This is a genomic window from Afifella marina DSM 2698 (genome assembly GCF_900102695.1).
GTDB lineage: Bacteria > Pseudomonadota > Alphaproteobacteria > Rhizobiales > Afifellaceae > Afifella > Afifella marina.
In genome coordinates, this window is the sequence record NZ_FMVW01000008.1 from 136245 (window position 1) to 153548 (window position 17304).

The window sequence follows — 17304 nt, forward strand, 5'->3', positions numbered from 1 at the left end:
CCGAAAGGCGCTTCCTTTGCAGCTCGCCACTCCGGAGAGCCGCCTGAATGCTTGAGAGGGCTTCCAGCCGATGAAAATCGTCGCCGGCAATTCCAACCGGAGTCTTGCGCAGCAGATCAGTTCCTATCTCGATGTGGAACTGGCGAAATGTGCCGTAAGACGGTTCGCCGACCAAGAGATCTTCGTTGAGATCCAGGAAAACGTGCGCGGCGAAGACGTCTTCGCGATCCAGTCGACGAGCTTTCCCGCCAATGACAACCTGATGGAGCTGTTGATCATCATCGACGCGCTCCGACGGGCTTCGGCGCGGCGCATTACGGCGGTGATCCCCTATTACGGCTATGCCCGCCAGGACCGGAAGCCGGCGGCACGCACGCCGATCTCCGCCAAGCTCGTCGCAAATCTCATCACCGAAGCAGGTGCGGACCGCGTCCTCACCCTCGACCTGCACGCCGGTCAGATCCAGGGCTTCTTCGACATCCCGACGGACAATCTCTATGCGGCGCCTGTGTTCACGCGCGACGTGAAAGAGCATTACGAGCTCGGCAATGTCATGGTCGTGTCGCCCGACGTCGGCGGTGTGGTCCGCGCACGCGCCATCGCAAAACGCATCGATGCGCCGCTCGCCATCGTCGACAAACGCCGTGAGCGTCCGGGCGAATCGGAAGTGATGAACATCATCGGCGAAGTGGCCGGCCGCGACTGCCTTCTCGTCGACGACATCGTCGATTCCGGCGGCACGCTGTGCAATGCGGCCGACGCGCTGCTCGCCAAGGGCGCAACCTCCGTCACCGCCTATATCACCCACGGCGTGCTTTCGGGCGGAGCCGTCGCCCGCATCACGGCTTCGCGGTTGAAAGAGCTCGTCATCACCGATTCCATCGAGCCGACGGCGGCCGTCACCAGCGCGCACAATGTCCGCGTGGTTTCGATCGCGGCCCTCCTCGGCGAGGCGATTTCGCGCACGGCGCTGGAAAAATCGGTCTCCAGTCTCTTCGACTAAGGCCCTGTCTTCCCAATAGCGATCAGATTTGCGAGCGCGGTTCTTCTGCCGCAAAGGTCCTTCGTGTCTTGAAGCCGTCATAAGGCGTGCGAGATACGCCCCTCAACGGAATTGAGGGGGAACGACATGCACGCGCCAGACGCCGGGGAGCAAGTAACCGAAGGCTCGGCTTTCGAAGTCTTCAAGGTCTTCCTGGTGCGCGGTCTCACCTCTTTCGGCGGACCTGTCGCACATCTCGGCTATTATCACGAAGCCTTCGTCAAAAAGCGCGGCTGGCTGAGCGACGCGGCTTATGCCGATTTGATTGCGCTTTGCCAGTTTCTCCCCGGCCCGGCTTCCAGCCAGGTCGGTATGGCAATCGGCCTGATGCGCGCGGGCTATCTCGGCATGCTGGCCGCCTTTGTCGGCTTCACGCTGCCCTCAGCCCTCCTCATGTACGGCTTCGCGGAAGCTTTCGCCTTTCTCTCACCGCTCATCGGATCCGGCTGGATCGACGGCCTCAAAGCCGCCGCGGTTGCCGTGGTGGCTCTTGCCCTCCTCGGCATGGCAAAAAAGCTGACGCCAGACCTCCGTCGCCTTGCCATGGCGGCCGGGGCCGCCGCGCTCGTTCTTGTCGCGCACACGCCGTGGACGCAGCTTGGCGCCATTTTTATTGGCGCAATCGTCGGGCTCTTGGTCATCCCGAACAAAGCAGTCGAGGCGCGGGAAACCGAAGCCGCAATCGACACGAAAGTGGGACGGCGCCTCGGCGCTGCGGCTTTCGGCATCTTCGTCCTCCTCCTTCTCGCGGCTTTCATGCTGCGTGGAAGCCCCACCGGCATTGGGCTTGCGGCCCATTTTTATCACGCGGGCGCCCTCGTCTTCGGCGGCGGCCACGTCGTCCTGCCTCTTCTGGAAAACGAGATCGTCTCACCGGGCCTTGTCTCTCGCGACGCATTCCTCGCCGGGTATGGTGCCGCCCAGGCGCTGCCTGGACCGCTGTTTGCCTTCTCGACCTATCTTGGGTCGCTCGCGCAAACGCCTCTCGCCGGGGCCGTCGGTGGCCTCGTCGCCCTGTTGGCGATTTTCCTCCCGGGCGCGCTTCTCGTGGTCGCAGCACTTCCCTTCTGGCGCGAACTTCAACACGCACCGGGCGCACGCCGCGCTCTGGCCGGCGTGAACGCAGCCGTGGTCGGCATCCTCGCCGCCGCGCTTTACGATCCGGTCTTCACGGCCGGGGTGAACTCGCTCGACAGCTTTGCGATCGCCGCAAGCGCCTTTCTGGCCCTTCTTGTGCCGCGTGTGCCAGCATGGGCCGTGGTGATCGCGGCAGCCGGCGTGGGGGCCGTCATTCTCTGACCTCTCTGCACGGTCCCGCCTCCGCATTGCCTTTTACGCAGGTCTCGCCTATAAGCGCACCCACGTGCCGGCACCCTTGGAGGCCGGGCGTACGAGGAGCCGCGCCATGCGGCTCTTTCTCTTCTTAAACCTAGGAGTGCACCAATGAGCCACACTTACGAGCTCACAGCTGAGGTGCGCGAACGGAGCGGCAAGGGGGCCGCACGTGCCGTGCGCCGCGAGGGTAAAGTCCCAGCCGTCATTTACGGCGACAAGAAGCCCGCCACACCGATCGCGCTGAACTACAAAGAACTGAATTTGAAGCTGCATGCCGGCGGCTTTCTCACCACCGTCGCAACCATCAACGTTGATGGCGACAAGGTGCGCGTGATCCCGAAGGATTATCAGCTCGATCCCGTTCGCGGCTTCCTGATGCATGTCGACTTTCTGCGCGTTTCGCGCGGCACGACGCTGACCCTGGAACTGCCGGTGCACTTCATCAACGAGGAAGAAGCTCCGGGCCTCACCCGCGGCGGCGTCCTCAATGTCGTGCGCCACACCGTCGAGGTGCATGTGCCGGCCGATCAGATTCCGGAAAATCTGGTGGCCGATCTCGCCGGCCTCGAAATCGGCGACAGCGTCCACATCTCCAACATCGCTCTGCCTGAGGGCGTGACCCCGACCATCACCGACCGCGACTTCACCGTCGCAACGATCGCCGCTCCGGCGTCGCTCGTCAGCGAAGAGAGTGAAGAAGAGGCCGAGGGTGAAGAGCCCGAGGTCGAAGGCGAAGGTGACGAGGAAGAGGAGACGGAGGAGTAATCCTCCCTCTCTCGACCAACGGAGGTCGGACGATGCTGTTGATCGTCGGTCTCGGCAATCCTGGTCGCCGGTACGCTCATCATCGGCACAATATCGGCTTCATGGCGGTGGACGAAATCCACCGCCATCATCGTTTCTCGAACTGGCGCGCGCGTTTCCAGGGGGAAGCCGCAGAGGGCCAGATCGGCGACGAGAAGGTCGTTATCGTCAAACCCGCGACCTTTATGAACGAATCCGGCCGCTCGGCCGGAGACGCCATGCGCTTCTACAAGCTGAAGCCAGAAGACGTGCTCGTCATCCACGATGATTTGGACCTGGCGCCGGGCAAGCTTCGTCTCAAGACGGGCGGCGGCCATGGCGGTCACAACGGTCTAAGATCACTCGACGCGCATATCGGGAAATCCTACCGCCGCATGCGCATCGGGATCGGCCATCCGGGCGCCAAGGAATTGGTCAACGCCCATGTCCTCCACGATTTCGCCAAAGAAGACGAAGCGTGGCGCGAGCCGCTCTTGTGCGCGATTGCGGAAAATGTCGGTCTTCTGGCAGAGGGCGATGAAGCCAATTTCATGAACCGCGTGCATCTGGCGAGCAACGGCTCGGCGCAACGTCCCGCCGAGGGGGCACCTCCGTCTCCGGCCCCAGCCAGTTTGCGCGCCTCGGGAGAAAACCGGTCTGGACCGCTTGCCGATGGGCTCAAAAGGCTCTTCCGGCGCGATTCCTGACCGCACCCTCCCCTTCACACCAACTTTCGAACAGGCATCGCCATGGGTTTCAAATGCGGCATCGTCGGCCTGCCCAATGTCGGCAAGTCCACCTTGTTCAACGCGCTCACCAAGACGGCCGCGGCACAAGCAGCGAATTATCCATTCTGCACGATCGAACCGAACACCGGCGAAGTCGCGGTCCCTGATCCGCGTCTCAAGCGCATCGCAGAGATCACGAAATCCGCCCAGACGGTGCCGACCCGCCTCACCTTCGTCGACATCGCCGGCCTCGTGCGCGGAGCCTCCAAGGGCGAAGGCCTCGGCAACCAGTTTCTCGCCAATATCCGCGAGGTCGATGCCATCGCGCATGTCCTGCGCTGCTTCGAAGACGGCGACGTCACCCATGTGGAAGGCCGCATCGATCCGGTCGCGGACGCAGAGACGGTCGAGACCGAGCTCATGCTCGCCGATCTTGAAAGCCTCGAACGCCGTGTCGTGGCCATGCGCAAGAAGGCGACGGCCAAAGACAAGGAAGCGCTCGCCTTTCTGCCGGTGATGGAAAAAGCGCTCGCGGCCCTTCAGGAAGGCCGCATGGTGCGCACGATCCGCGCCGAACTCTCCGACGAGGATCGGGCGATCCTGCGCACGCTCGGACTTTTGACCTCCAAGCCCGTTCTCTACGTCTGCAATGTGGCGGAAGACGAAGCGGCTACGGGCAACGCCCATTCCGCTCGCGTCGCGGAACGTGCCGCGGCCGAAGGGGCCGCCTGCGTCGTCATCTCTGCCTCGATCGAGGCAGAAATCGCCCAGCTCGATTCGGAAGAGCAGGCCGATTATCTCGCCGATCTCGGCCTTGAGGAACCGGGCCTCGATCGGCTTATCCGCGCCGGCTACGAGCTTCTGGATCTGATCACCTTCTTCACGGCCGGCCCGAAAGAAGCGCGCGCCTGGACGATCCGGCGCGGCTCGCGAGCCCCGCAGGCCGCAGGCACGATCCACTCCGACTTCGAACGCGGCTTCATTCGCGCGCAGACCATCAAATACGATGATTTCATCGAGCTCGGTGGCGAGACGGCCGCCAAGGAGGCGGGTCGTGCACGCGACGAAGGCAAGGAATATGTCGTGGAAGACGGCGACGTCCTTCTCTTCAAGTTCAACGCCTGAATTTCTGGGCCTCAGCTCGTGGGCTTACACTCTCTGGCCTCGACTTCTGGGCCTGAACTCCTCGACAGGGATTTTTGCCGACCCTAAGAATGGGGCATGTTGCATTTCGAGGATTTTCATCCCGGCCTTGAGCTGCCCCTTGCGCCCTATGCCGTGAGCCGCGAGGCGATCATTGCCTTTGCGGCGGAGTTCGACCCTCAGCCGTTCCATCTCGACGAAGCCGCCGCGGCGTCAAGCATGCTTGGCGGCCTCGCCGCATCGGGCTGGCACAGCTCGGCGATGTTCATGCGCATGATGTACGATGGCTGGCTGAAAGAGGCCGCCTCGATGGGCTCGTCCGGCATCGAGGAGGCTCGCTGGCTCAAGCCGGTACGGCCCGGCGACCGACTCACGGGCGTCTCGCTCGTCCTTGAAAAGCGAACTTCCGCAAGCCGTCCACATCTCGGCGTCGTCCGTTTCGAACATCGCGTTGCCAACGAGAACGGTCAGCTCGTCCTGACGATGACAAACCCGATCGCCTTCCGGCTCCGCGAGGCGGCGACATGAAAACGTTCGAAGCGATCCAGATCGGCGAGCGTATCGAACTCGGCTCATATCATTTCTCGAGCGAGGAGATCGTCCGTTTCGCAGAGGCCTTCGACCCGCAGGATTTCCATCTCAGCGAAGAAGCTGCGCAAAACGGGCCCTTCGGACGGCTCGCCGCCTCCGGATGGCACACGGCGGCGATCTTCATGAAACTCTGGATCGCCTATGCCAAAGAAGAGGCAGAGCGGGGCGGCGACTTCGATCCGCGCAATGCCGGCCCCTCCCCTGGCTTCGAAGCCCTCAAATGGGTGAAGCCGGTTTTTGCGGGTGACACGCTGACCTATACGACCGAAATCATCGACAAGAAGGAGAGTGCTTCACGTCCCGAATGGGGCCTCGTCATCATGCGCAACGAGGCCCACAAGCAGGACGGAGAACTCGCCTACACCTTTATCGGGAAGGTCTTTGTGAGGCGTGAGAAGCCCGCAGACGGGCAATAGACCTCAGGCGCCTGGAGAGGATCCCAGATGCTCGCCCTCAGTCGCCAGCGAAGCTGACAAGCGTGCGAACGGGCACGCCAAGCTTCTCCAACTTGGCCGCACCGCCGAGATCCGGCAGATCGATGACGAAGACCGCGGCGATCACATCGGCGCCGATCTGCTGCATCAGGCGGATCGCAGCATCGGCTGAACCGCCGGTCGCGATGAGATCGTCGACGAGGATCACCTTTTCCTGCGGACGAATCGCATCCTTGTGGATCTCCATTTCATCCAGCCCATATTCGAGGCTGTAGGCGATCCGCACGGTATCGTATGGCAGCTTGCCCTTTTTGCGGATCGGCACGAAGCCGGCGGACAGCTGGTGCGCCACAGCGCCACCCAGGATGAAGCCGCGGGCCTCGATGCCGGCGACCTTGTCGATCTTGGAGCCGGCCCAGGGCTGAACCAGTTCATCGACCGCACGCCGGAAGGCGCGCGCATCCCCCAAAAGGGTGGTGATGTCGCGAAACGCGATTCCCGGCTTCGGATAATCCGGAATTGTCCGGATGGTGCTCTCGAGCGTGTCGATCAGGCTGTTCATCCCTCGCTCCAGCTGCCTCAGCATGCGTCCGCTTTTGTGCGGCCAGCCAGTGGCTTAACACCGGAGAGACGCGACGGCCAGATGGGCATCTTGCCGCCGGACAATGGCTGCCGTGCAGTCCACGGAAATGACCTCAGAGACCGAAGCATGGGTCTTCCGCCGGCCCAAAAGAAATGGCCGCGGACAAGCCGCGGCCATCGAAAATTCTGATCCGAGTGCGCGGAGATCAGTGCTCCACGTTCGCCCAGACCTTGCGCTTCACGTAATAGACGAGACCGCAGAAGACGAGCAGAAAGGCGATCACGGTGAAGCCCATCGACTTGCGCGCCTCCATGTGCGGCTCGGCCGCCCACATCAGGAACGCAGCCACGTCGCGGGAATACTGATCCACCGTCTGCGGGACGTCGTTGTTGGGATCATCGTCCTGGTTCTGCGCATACTCGACCAGGTCCTCGAACAAGGGGGGCGGCATCGCCAGGGCGGCAGCGTACATGTAATGCGGGTTGTAGTACTGCCCCGGGAGCACCGTCACGCCTTCAGGCGCCTCGTCCTCATAGCCCGTCAGAAGCGCGTGGATGTAATCCGGGCCGCCCTCCTGATAGGTGGTGAAGATATCGATCAGGAACTGAGGGAAGCCGCGTTCCACACCGCGCGCCTTGGCCAGCACGGACATATCCGGCGGGACAGCGCCGCCGTTGGCGTAGCGGGCCGCTTCGTCGTTCGGGAACGGAGCCGGGAAATAGTCCGACGGCCGGCCCGGCCGCTCAAACATCTCACCCGTGTCGTCCGGACCGTCCTGGATCTGATATTCGGCCGCGAGCGCTTCCACCTCCTCTTCGGAGAAGTGGGGGCCGCCCTCCCAGCCGAGAGCACGGAACGGCACCAGCTTCATCGAGTGGCAGGCCGAGCAGACTTCCCGGTAGACCTGGAAGCCGCGCTGCAGCTGCTGCTGATCGAATTTGCCGAACGGCCCGGCGAAGCTCCACTCCATCTCTTCCGGCTCTTCGAGCGGGAAATGAGGGAGTGCCGTTTCTTCGGGTTTGGCCTCCGGGGACTCCGGAGCCGCCGGAGCGTCTTGCTGGGCTGCCGCCACGGACAGTCCGGCCAGAACGAGAACACCAGCTGCCGAAAGACGCGTTATGGATTTAAGCATTGTCGTCATGATTTTTGTCGCAGTTCCGTCTCGCATCAGCCGCGTCGTTCCGGGGAGGCCGCCGCTTCGGCCGGCGTTCCGCCACCCCCGCTCTTATGCTTGGAAAGCACAGCCTCGGTGATGGAAGTCGGGCGAGGCCTCGGCTTCTCGATGTACCCCAGCAGCGGGAAGATGATGAGGAAGTGGACGAAATAGTATGCCGTCAGCAGCTGCGTAGCGAGCACGTACCAGCCTTCCGGCGGCTTGGCGCCGAAGTAGCCGAGGCAGATGACGTTGACCACGAAGATCCAGAAGAAGATGCGATAGAGCGGGCGATACGCCGCCGACTGCACCTTCGACCTGTCCAGCCATGGCAGGAAGAACAGAACGATGATCGAAGCGAACATCGCGATCACGCCGCCGAGCTTGGACGGGATGGCCCGCAGGATCGCGTAGAACGGCAGGAAGTACCATTCCGGCACGATGTGCGGAGGCGTCACCAGCGGGTTGGCCAGCGTGTAATTGTCCGGATGGCCGAGATAGTTCGGCAGGTAGAACAAGAACCACGCGAAGAACAGCGCGAAGGCGACCATCGCCACCGCGTCCTTCATGGTCGCGTGCGGCGTGAACGGCACCACGTCGCTGCGCGACTTCGGCTCGACGCCCGTCGGGTTGGTCTGGCCGGTCACATGGAACGCCCAGACGTGGAGAATGACCACGCCGACGATCATGAACGGCAGCAGATAATGCAGCGAGAAGAACCGGTTCAGCGTCGGATTGCCGACCGCGAAACCGCCCCACAGCCAGTGGGTGATGCCTTCGCCGACCAGCGGAATGGCCGAGAACAGGTTGGTGATGACGGTGGCGCCCCAGAAGCTCATCTGACCCCAAGGAAGCACGTAACCCATGAAGGCCGTCGCCATCATCAAGAGGAAGAGGATGACGCCCAGGATCCACTGAATTTCGCGCGGTGCCTTGTAGGAACCGTAATAAAGGCCGCGGAACATGTGGATGTAGACCGCGATGAAGAACATCGACGATCCGTTGGCGTGCATGTAGCGCAACAGCCAGCCGTAGTTCACGTCGCGCATGATCTGCTCGACGGAATTGAAGGCGATCGCGGAATTGGCGGCATAGTGCATCGCCAGCACGACGCCGGTGAGGATCTGAACCACGAGTACGAGGCTCAGGATCGCGCCAAAGGCATAGGAATAGTTGAGGTTCCGCGGGATCGGATAGGCGATAAAGGAATCGTACATGAGCCGCGGGAGCGGCATGCGCGAATCGATCCAGCGTTCAATGCCGGTGCGCGGTTGGTATTCGGATGTACCCTGCATTCTCGTTCTCCGCCGCTCAGCCGATCGTGATTGTGTTGTCGTCGCTGAAGGCCGTGGTGGGGATCAACATGTTCTCCGGCGCCGGCCCGTGACGAATACGCCCGGCCGTGTCGTAGACCGAGCCGTGGCAGGGGCAGAACCAGCCGTTGTAATCACCCGCCTCGCCCATCGGCACGCAGCCGAGATGGGTGCAGATGCCGACCATCACGAGAAACTCTTCACGACCCGGTGCGGCGCGATTTTCATCGGTCGCCGGCGCGTTGCTATCGAGATTGTCGTTGCGTGCGATCGGATCCTTAAGGTCCGAGAGAGGCGTATTCTTCGCCGCTTCCACCTCTTCAGGGGTGCGGTAACGGATGAACACGGGCTTGCCGCGCCACATCACCGTGATCGACTGCCCCGCCTCCATGGCGGAGATGTCGACATCGATCGAAGCAAGCGCCAAGGCGGAGGCATCCGGATTCATCTGATCGATGAACGGCCATGCCAACCCAGCTACGGCCACGACCGCGGCAGCGCCCGTGGCGATGACGAAAAAGTCTCGTCTCGACGGTTCACTGCTGTGCGGATCTGGCGCAGCGGCGGAATCAGGAACGGTAGTCGGATATGTATTAGCGGACACGAATTCTACCCTCGCAGGTCGGACGGCCATTTGCGACTGGAAGAGCGCGAAGACGCGACAGCCAGCCGACTCCGCTTGCTCCACGCAGCTCCCAGCGAAGACCAAGCGCGCGGCCTCTTAGCGCCCCTGGTTTCATTTGTCACCCTTGCCCAAGGCTTGTCCAGTGACGCTTAGACGAACACGCCACAATGTCGCGCCCCATCCTCCACTTTGCGTCAAGCAACGTCGAGGCTGATCTCGCGCGGCGCCAAGAAACCACCGGACTGGCGTTCCCATAGCTTTGCGTAGACACCGTTTTTTTGGAGCAATGTCTGGTGTGTGCCGGTTTCGACAATCTGCCCACGATCAAGGACGACAAGACGATCCATAGCAGCAATCGTCGACAAACGGTGGGCGATGGCGATGACCGTCTTGCCTTGCATCAACCGCTCAAGATTTTCCTGAATCGCGGCCTCCGCCTCCGAATCGAGCGCGGAGGTGGCTTCATCGAGAACCAGGATCGGAGCATCCTTGAGCAGGACCCGCGCGATGGCGATCCGCTGGCGCTGACCGCCCGACAGCTTCACGCCGCGCTCACCGACGAGAGCGTCGTAGCCCGAACGACCACGATGATCGGAAAGATTGTCGATGAACTCGGCCGCTTCGGCGGCCCGCGCCGCCTCTTCGTACTGATCTTCATCTGCATCCGGCCGCCCGTAGACGATGTTGTCTCGAACTGAGCGATGCAAAAGAGCCGTGTCCTGCGTGACGACACCGATAGCGGCCCGCAACGAGGCCTGCGTCACCTCTGAAATATCCTGCCCGTCGATGAGGATGCGCCCGCCTTCGAGATCGTAAAAGCGCAGGAGAAGGCTCACCAAAGTCGATTTGCCGGCCCCCGACACGCCTACTAGGCCTAAGCGTTCGCCAGGGCGCACATGCAACGACAGATCTTCGATCACGCCGCCGCCGCGGCCGTAATGAAAGCGAATGTGCTCGAAGCTGATTTCACCACCGCTGACGACGAGATCGCTGGCGTCCGGCTTGTCGAGCACCTCGTGGGGCCGGGAGATCGTCTCCAGCCCGTCCTGGACGATCCCGATATGCCTGAACAATGCAGACAGCTGGAACATCACCCAGCCGGCCATCGTCGACAGCCTCGTGGCGAGCGCAAGGCCGGTGGCAATGGCACCGACGGTGATGGCGTTCGCCTGCCAGAGCCAGAGCGAGGTCACGGCAATCGAAACGACAAGACCCGCATTGAGGACGGTGAGGACCGCGCGGATCGTCGTCACCTGACGCGTCAAGATCCGCAAGCGCTCCACGAAACTGCCGATCGCCTGGCGAACGAAGCTCTCCTCCGTCTCGGCTTCGGCAAAAAGCTTTACGGTTTGGATGTTCGTATAGCTGTCGACGATGCGGCCATTGACGATGGAGCGCTGGTTGGAAACGCGCTTTGCCGCCCCGCGCAGCCGCGGGATCGTCACGTAAGCGAGGAGGACATAGCCGCCGAGCCAGACGATGACGGGCAGCATCAGACGAAGATCTGCCTGCCCCAGAAGGACGAGAGCGGTGATCGCGAAGACCAGTACGGTCCAAAGCGTCTCCGCCAGGCCGGTGACGAAATCCGCAAGCGAGATCCCCGTCTGCATGACCTTGTTGGCGATGCGTCCGGCGAAATCGTTGGCGAAGAAGGAAACACTCTGGCGCAGAACATGCCGGTAGCTCTGCCATCGCACCAGATTGGCGAAATTCGGCGCCACGCTCTGCTCGCTCAGCAGACTGTTGGCGATGACGAAGGCGGGTCGCAGGACGAGCACCACGAACGCCATCCCGAGCAAGGTCAGGCCATGGTCGGACCAGAACGTCTCCCGGTTGGCGCTGCCGATCATATCGACGAGCCGGCCGATAAAGGAAAAAACCACGGCATCGGTCACGGCGGAACCGAGCCCCGTCGCCAGCAGCGCGGCCAGCGGCCAACCCATCTGGCGCGCGTAATGCCAGATGAAGGCCATCGTCGTTGCAGGAGGTTGGGCGGGTTCAGGCCTGAGGGGATCGATCAGGCGCTCGAAGAAACGAAACATGGATGCCTATATGGCGCGGCTTTGCGATGGCGAGAAGACGTGCTTCTTCTTGCCACGCTTCGCCTTCCGTCTGCAGAGCCCCTCCGCAAACCCCTAGCCGGACAGCCATGATCGATATCGCGCTCTTCCAACCCGACATTCCGCAGAATGCCGGGGCAATCCTTCGGCTCGGCGCGTGTTTCGGCGCGACCGTCCACATCATCCATCCCGCCGGCTTCGTCCTCTCCGACAGAAACCTGAAGCGCGCGGGGATGGATTACGTGGAACTCGCAGCCCTTCGCGAGCACGACGATTTCGCGGCTTTCGAGATGTGGAGGCGAGAAGCCGGCCGGCGTCTCGTCGCGTTGACGACACATGGACGCGAGAGCCTGCCGGATTTCGCGTTCACTGCCGACGACATCCTGCTTCTCGGACGGGAATCGGCAGGACTGCCGAGCGATGTCCGCGGCCGGGTCGATCGGCTGCTGCGCCTCCCGATCCGGCCTGCGACGCGCTCGCTCAACGTCGCCAATGCGGCCTCGATCGCGCTGTTTGAAGCGCTGAGGCAGACCGGCGGCCTTCCCTCTTCCACTTAGGTTTCAGGCGTGCGCCGGTCTGACGCTAAAGATGAAGTCAGTCGGCTGTCGGCAGTCGGCGCATGGTGAACTCGATGTCGCCATTGTCCAGCTCGCGCCAGCTCTCAACCTCGCTCTGATAGGCTTCGCGCGGAAAGCGCTGCAGGAATTCGCGGGCGCGTTCTCGCGCCCGCGGCCTCGGCAGAACGAAGGTCTCGCGCCGCCAGATATCGAGACCTTCGGCTGCCGATCCTCTTGCACTGCGTCTATGCGAGAAGTCGCCGTTCATCGCGCCAATCTCCGGTGCGCCGATATCCGGCCGCGCCCGAGCGCAATATAGCGCAGCACGAAGCCTTCAGCGAATCGCCGTGCTCTGCGAATCGCACGCAACGCAGGAGCCGTTCACACGCTGTCAGACCCTGGATGCGCGATATCCCGCAGAGCAAGGCCCATGGCGATCCACGCCGAGCCGATCACGATCAGATCGACGGCAAGGAAGATGCCAAGGGCCCAAAGGCTCGAAGCAGGCCAGCCGATCAGGATGACGACGCCGATGAGAATGGTGAGAAGGCCGGAAGCGAGGACATATCCCCACCGCCTCTGCGGGCGCATCGAGAATGCGAGAAAGGTGCGCACGCCGCCGGCGAAGATCAGCACCATGCCAAGAAGCCAGGTCAGGATCACCGCGGCGAACAATGGCGCCACGAAAATCATCGCAGCGGCAACGACATAGAGCGCGCCAATCAGGATCCATAGGAAGAAGCGCGACCAGCGTCGCGACTGGATGCCATGGGCCACCTCGGCAAAGCCTGAGAGCAGCATCATGAAGCCGATCAAGTAGACGCTGGCAACGGTCGCCGTCACGATAGCGATCAGGCCCAAAAACCCGCCGATCAGTGCGATCGCGCCGAAGGCTACGAGCCAGCCCCAGCGTTCGGCCAGCGTTTCCTGCATTTCGCGGCCTCTCGGGTCGCGGCCGCCAAAATCGCTTTCATACATGGCAATCTCCATATCTTCGCGTTGCCAGAAGGAACTCAAGCCACGCAGTTCGGTTGCCGCGATCAAAGCCATGCTTTAAGCGCGAGACAATGAGCCGCAACATGCACCTTTACCGGCCGGATCTCGACGCTCTCAGCGTACCGGACGACATCGATGCCAAAAAGGCAGAAGCCCGCGCCTGGTTCGAGGCCCTTCGCGACACGATTTGCAGTCGGCTGGAGGCCCTGGAAGATGCCGTGCCGGAGGACGCCGCCGGCGAGGCACCTGCCGGCCGCTTCGAGCGCACGCCGTGGGATCGGAGCGACCATTCCGGTGCGGCCGGAGGTGGCGGTGTCATGTCGGTGATGCACGGACGCGTCTTCGAAAAGGCCGGCGTCCATTGCTCGACCGTCTTCGGGGAATTCGCGCCAGAGTTTCGCGGGCAGATCCCCGGCGCCGACGAAGATCCGCGTTTCTGGGCCTCCGGCATTTCTTTGATCGTGCATCCGCGCAACCCGCATGTGCCGGCCGCACATATGAACACGCGCATGGTGGTGACAAGCCGCCAATGGTTCGGCGGCGGAGCCGATCTGACGCCGGTCCTTGACGAACGGCGGAGCCAGGACGATCCGGACAGCCGCGATTTTCATGCCGCAATGGAAGTCGCCTGCCGAAGCCACACGGAAGTCGATTATCCGCGTCTCAAGACGTGGTGCGACGATTACTTTTACCTTCCCCACCGCGACGAGGCGCGCGGCATCGGCGGCATCTTCTTCGACTATTTGAATTCCGGCAGCGGCAGCGAGGTCGGCTGGAAAGCCGATTTCCATTTCGTGCAAAAAGTGGGTCAGGCCTTCGCCGACATCTATCCGAAGCTCGTGGAACGCAACTTTGCGACACCCTGGAGCGAGACCGAGCGCGAGGAGCAGCTCGTTCGCAGGGGACGCTATGTCGAATTCAATCTGCTCTACGACCGGGGCACGATTTTCGGGCTCAAGACGGGAGGCAACGTCGCCTCCATCCTGTCGTCGATGCCACCCAAGGTTCGTTGGCCGTAAGGCCTCCTCATGCGGCTTTCAGGGGATGTCCTCTGCCTCGGGCGGCCTGCGTTTGATGACGAGATGCGACTATAGGCACGTCTTGCGGCATTGAATCCGCCAAACGATCGCTCACATTGAAGAGTGCGTCGGCAGCAAGTCCGGCGCCATCAAGGCAAGGAGGAAGCCATGAAAACGATCACCTGTGGGGAACTCGTTCCCGGCTGCACCTACAAGGCCCGCGCGGAAACGGAAGCGGAGCTTCTGCAGAAGGTTTCCGAGCATGTGCGCACCGCCCATCCTGGGATGGAGATGACGCCGAAGATGGTGGAAAAGGTCAAAGCCAAGGTGCACGAGGAATAGTCGTCCTCGCACGACGACCTTCTCGATTGATGCCTCTGAGAGGCCCGGCACCGCACGAGCGAATGCGGTGCCGCTATGCCGTCATTGCCGGCGAGCCAAGGCCAGAAGCTCTTCGCGACTGATCGCGAAATCAACCTCGAGCCAACGTTCTTCCAGCTCGTTCAGAAGTTTGCCGAGTTCCGGGCCGGGTTGATAACCTGCGGCAAGGAGATCCTTGCCGGTCAGCGGAAATGTCGGCCGCTCATAATCGCGCACGAAGGCGAGCTGGCGCTTGCGAGCCGCGACCGCCCTTTCGTCGTCCTTCTCCATATCGCGAGCCAGTGCCAAAAACAGTCGGTCCGTGAGAGCGCGGCGGCCCGAAGAATACGCCCGGCGTGCCAGCAACGCGTCGGAAAGCTCGCTCTCCGGCTCGGGCGTCTCAGCCCAGGAGACCAGGCGCTCCGTTTCCTTTCGCGCCAGACGCAGACGGCTTGCCAGCTGATCGATGCGCGAGCGGTGTGGTGGGATGATCGCCATAAGCCTCAAGAGCGGATCGGGCGGGATTTCCTCGGCACGTTCGGCGGCAACCACCCGCTCGATCGCATCGATGCCCCAATTTTCCGGAAGAGCCTTGTCGAGCGTTCCGGTGATGCGCATCCAGCGTAGGGCGCGCGAAGGGTCTGGCGCGGCGAGCAGCCTTTTCAATTCCGACCAGACACGCTCCGCCGAGAGCACGGCAATACCGGCCTTCAGCCGAGAAGACGCTTTCAGCCCTTCGGCATCGGGCCGCCCATCCCCATACCAGGCGAAAAAGCGAAAGAACCGAAGAATGCGTAGATAATCCTCGCGGATGCGCTCTTCGGGATCGCCGACAAAGCGGATATTGCGTGCGGCGAGATCTGGGTAGCCGCCAAGAGGGTCGAAGACGTGGCCGCTCGCGTCGCAGTAAAGCGCGTTCAGCGTAAAATCGCGTCGGCCTGCATCTTCGGCCCAATCGTCCGTGAAGCGCACGACTGCATGGCGGCCGTCGGTTTCCACATCCGCCCGCAGCGTCGTCACTTCGAAAGGGTGACCTTCGGCGATCACCGTCACCGTGCCGTGCTCGATGCCGGTCGGCACGCTTTTCAGCCCCGCATCTTCCGCCGCCGCCACGACGTCTTCGGGCAGCAAAATTGTCGCCATGTCGATGTCGCCGACGGGCTCCCCCAGAAGTGCATTGCGCACGGCGCCCCCGACGATGCGCGTCGCCCCCTCCTCGCTTTTCAAGGCGTGCATCACCCGCTTCAACGCCGGCGCCTCGAGAAAGGGATGGCCGGCAAGGCTCGGCAGTTTCAAATCTTCTCTCCATAAAGCTCTTCGGCGAGCATCCTGATGATGCCGGCCGTCACGCCCCAGATGTATCGGTCCTGCCAGGGCATCTCGAAAAAGTTGCGCGCACGGCCTTGCCAGATGCGGCTCTTCTTACGGTGGTTGCTTGAATCCATCAAAAAGGCGAGCGGCGTCTCGAATGCGGCCGCCACCTCATGCGGATTGAGGCTGAGCGGCATACCCGGCCTCACGACCGCCAAGACCGGGGCAATGCGAAATCCTGACGCCGTGAGATAATCCGGCGCGCGCAGAACCACTTCGACGGCCGAACGCGGCAGACCGATCTCTTCTTCGGTCTCGCGCAGTGCCGCTTCCTCGGCGGTCTCCCCGGGATCGATCTTGCCGCCCGGAAAGGCGACCTGTCCGGCATGGCTGCTCAAGCGCTCGGTGCGCTGGGTCAGAATCACCCTCGCTTCACCCGGGTAATCGACGACGGGAACGAGAACCGCCGCATCGCGCCGCTTCATCGCCGCGAACATGGTGGCAAGCTCGGGATTGATGCTATGGTCGCCATATTCGCGCGGGGCATGGGCCTCCGTCGTGAAAGCGTTTTCGGCGCGGCGGCGAAATTCGTCCGCCGTATAAGGAATCGTTTCCTTCAAAGAGATCATCCTGCGCCGTCTTCGGAGATGTCCGGCAGAGAGAAGAACGTCCCCGCCGATATAAGGCCAAGAGCGCCTTTTCGCTCCTGCGCCAGGTCGACGAGGTCGTGCGTGAGGGCACGCGTCAGAAGCGCCTCCAGGCCCGCCCGCACGGTCACATAGGGTTTCACACCAAGCGTCTGCGGCTCGATTGCGAATCGGATGGGATGCTCGGCATCCGCCGTGACGACGTCGTCGACATTGGTTCGGAAGGTGAGCCTTCGCTCATCCGCCTCTCCGTCCACAGCCATTTCGACGGCGAGAAAGGGCGCATCATCGACATGGATGCCGACCTTCTCCACGGGTGTCACCAGCACATACTCCCCGTCCGGCTCGCGTCTCATCACCGAGGCGAAAAGACGAACGAGCGCCGGCCGCGTAATCGGTGTGCCCATATAGAACCAGGTTCCATCCGCAGCGATGCGCATGTCGATGACCCCACAATGGGGCGGATCCCACTTCTCCACCGGGCGCGCGGGGGCTCCTTCGCCGGCGCGGCGCATGAGCTCGGCGAGGCCCGGCGGCAGTTCACCTTTCTTTGTTCCTCTTTCCATCGCCCCGTTCCGGTCCATCTCTTAATCTGTAAAGGCTGAGATCTCTTCGCCCCCGGCA

At 62.4% G+C, this 17304-nt stretch carries 20 protein-coding genes; 10 read left to right on the forward strand and 10 right to left on the reverse strand.

Annotated elements, in window-relative coordinates:
* The first annotated feature begins 70 nt into the window (after positions 1-70).
* The 7 genes from BLP76_RS15295 to BLP76_RS15325 all read left to right on the forward strand — a co-directional run bounded on the left by BLP76_RS15295 (position 71) and on the right by BLP76_RS15325 (position 6038).
* Positions 71-1003 carry a ribose-phosphate pyrophosphokinase gene (locus BLP76_RS15295; RefSeq protein WP_092815235.1) on the forward strand — a complete coding sequence of 311 codons (933 nt, stop codon included), beginning with the start codon at positions 71-73 and terminating at the stop codon, positions 1001-1003.
* A 126-nt stretch (positions 1004-1129) separates the two neighbouring features.
* On the forward strand, positions 1130-2341 hold the full coding sequence (gene chrA, locus BLP76_RS15300) for a chromate efflux transporter (protein WP_092815238.1): 1212 nt from the start codon (positions 1130-1132) through the stop codon (positions 2339-2341).
* A 144-nt stretch (positions 2342-2485) separates the two neighbouring features.
* The gene (locus BLP76_RS15305; RefSeq protein WP_092815241.1) at positions 2486-3142 is read left to right on the forward strand and encodes a 50S ribosomal protein L25/general stress protein Ctc; all 657 of its coding nucleotides are present in this window, start codon (positions 2486-2488) and stop codon (positions 3140-3142) included.
* Positions 3143-3174: 32 nt separating this feature from the next.
* Positions 3175-3867: an aminoacyl-tRNA hydrolase gene (pth, locus tag BLP76_RS15310; protein ID WP_092815244.1), complete on the forward strand. Its 693-nt coding sequence runs from the start codon at positions 3175-3177 to the stop codon at positions 3865-3867.
* A gap of 42 nt (positions 3868-3909) precedes the next feature.
* Positions 3910-5013: a redox-regulated ATPase YchF gene (ychF, locus tag BLP76_RS15315; RefSeq protein ID WP_092815247.1), complete on the forward strand. Its 1104-nt coding sequence runs from the start codon at positions 3910-3912 to the stop codon at positions 5011-5013.
* Between the two features lie 96 nt (positions 5014-5109).
* Positions 5110-5559, forward strand: coding sequence for a MaoC family dehydratase (locus BLP76_RS15320; RefSeq protein ID WP_092815250.1), 450 nt, complete (start codon positions 5110-5112; stop codon positions 5557-5559).
* Positions 5556-6038, forward strand: a complete 483-nt coding sequence (locus BLP76_RS15325) for a MaoC family dehydratase (RefSeq protein ID WP_092815253.1) — start codon at positions 5556-5558, stop codon at positions 6036-6038. Before BLP76_RS15320 ends, BLP76_RS15325 begins: the two co-directional genes overlap by 4 nt.
* Before the next feature lie 37 nt (positions 6039-6075).
* Here BLP76_RS15325 and BLP76_RS15330 read toward each other — a convergent pair whose 3' ends face one another.
* From BLP76_RS15330 to BLP76_RS15350, 5 genes are all read right to left on the reverse strand, one after another.
* Positions 6076-6618 (reverse strand): adenine phosphoribosyltransferase, encoded by a 543-nt coding sequence (locus BLP76_RS15330; RefSeq protein ID WP_092815257.1) that lies wholly within the window; start codon positions 6616-6618, stop codon positions 6076-6078.
* A gap of 226 nt (positions 6619-6844) precedes the next feature.
* Positions 6845-7771, reverse strand: coding sequence for a cytochrome c1 (locus BLP76_RS15335; protein WP_092815422.1), 927 nt, complete (start codon positions 7769-7771; stop codon positions 6845-6847).
* Positions 7772-7806: 35 nt separating this feature from the next.
* Positions 7807-9087 (reverse strand): cytochrome b, encoded by a 1281-nt coding sequence (locus tag BLP76_RS15340; RefSeq protein WP_092815260.1) that lies wholly within the window; start codon positions 9085-9087, stop codon positions 7807-7809.
* 16 nt (positions 9088-9103) lie between these two features.
* Positions 9104-9709: a ubiquinol-cytochrome c reductase iron-sulfur subunit gene (petA, locus tag BLP76_RS15345; RefSeq protein WP_280139949.1), complete on the reverse strand. Its 606-nt coding sequence runs from the start codon at positions 9707-9709 to the stop codon at positions 9104-9106.
* A 215-nt stretch (positions 9710-9924) separates the two neighbouring features.
* Complete coding sequence (locus BLP76_RS15350; protein ID WP_092815263.1) at positions 9925-11772, reverse strand: ABC transporter ATP-binding protein; 1848 nt, start codon at positions 11770-11772, stop codon at positions 9925-9927.
* Between the two features lie 107 nt (positions 11773-11879).
* Between BLP76_RS15350 and BLP76_RS15355 the strand changes: the two genes are divergently transcribed.
* On the forward strand, positions 11880-12347 hold the full coding sequence (locus tag BLP76_RS15355) for a tRNA (cytidine(34)-2'-O)-methyltransferase (RefSeq protein WP_092815266.1): 468 nt from the start codon (positions 11880-11882) through the stop codon (positions 12345-12347).
* 37 nt (positions 12348-12384) lie between these two features.
* Here BLP76_RS15355 and BLP76_RS15360 read toward each other — a convergent pair whose 3' ends face one another.
* On the reverse strand, positions 12385-12615 hold the full coding sequence (locus tag BLP76_RS15360) for a hypothetical protein (protein WP_092815269.1): 231 nt from the start codon (positions 12613-12615) through the stop codon (positions 12385-12387).
* A 113-nt stretch (positions 12616-12728) separates the two neighbouring features.
* Positions 12729-13325: an HdeD family acid-resistance protein gene (locus tag BLP76_RS15365; protein ID WP_244514613.1), complete on the reverse strand. Its 597-nt coding sequence runs from the start codon at positions 13323-13325 to the stop codon at positions 12729-12731.
* Between the two features lie 89 nt (positions 13326-13414).
* On the opposite strand from BLP76_RS15365, the gene hemF reads away from it, so the two are divergent.
* Together hemF and BLP76_RS15375 are read left to right on the forward strand one after the other, a co-directional pair.
* Positions 13415-14362: an oxygen-dependent coproporphyrinogen oxidase gene (gene hemF / locus BLP76_RS15370; RefSeq protein ID WP_244514614.1), complete on the forward strand. Its 948-nt coding sequence runs from the start codon at positions 13415-13417 to the stop codon at positions 14360-14362.
* A gap of 168 nt (positions 14363-14530) precedes the next feature.
* Positions 14531-14704, forward strand: coding sequence for a DUF1059 domain-containing protein (locus BLP76_RS15375; protein ID WP_092815272.1), 174 nt, complete (start codon positions 14531-14533; stop codon positions 14702-14704).
* Positions 14705-14785: 81 nt separating this feature from the next.
* On the opposite strand, the gene BLP76_RS15380 is transcribed toward BLP76_RS15375, so the two are convergent.
* Genes BLP76_RS15380 through BLP76_RS15390 form a run of 3 tightly spaced genes read right to left on the reverse strand, consistent with a single transcriptional unit; the run spans position 14786 to position 17246 of the window.
* Positions 14786-16018: a CCA tRNA nucleotidyltransferase gene (locus tag BLP76_RS15380; protein ID WP_244514615.1), complete on the reverse strand. Its 1233-nt coding sequence runs from the start codon at positions 16016-16018 to the stop codon at positions 14786-14788.
* Positions 16015-16662, reverse strand: coding sequence for an NUDIX hydrolase (locus BLP76_RS15385; RefSeq protein WP_092815275.1), 648 nt, complete (start codon positions 16660-16662; stop codon positions 16015-16017). The genes BLP76_RS15380 and BLP76_RS15385 overlap by 4 nt, the downstream gene beginning before the upstream one ends.
* Positions 16659-17246: a DUF1285 domain-containing protein gene (locus BLP76_RS15390; RefSeq protein WP_171904416.1), complete on the reverse strand. Its 588-nt coding sequence runs from the start codon at positions 17244-17246 to the stop codon at positions 16659-16661. Before BLP76_RS15390 ends, BLP76_RS15385 begins: the two co-directional genes overlap by 4 nt.
* Between the last annotated feature and the right edge of the window lie 58 nt (positions 17247-17304).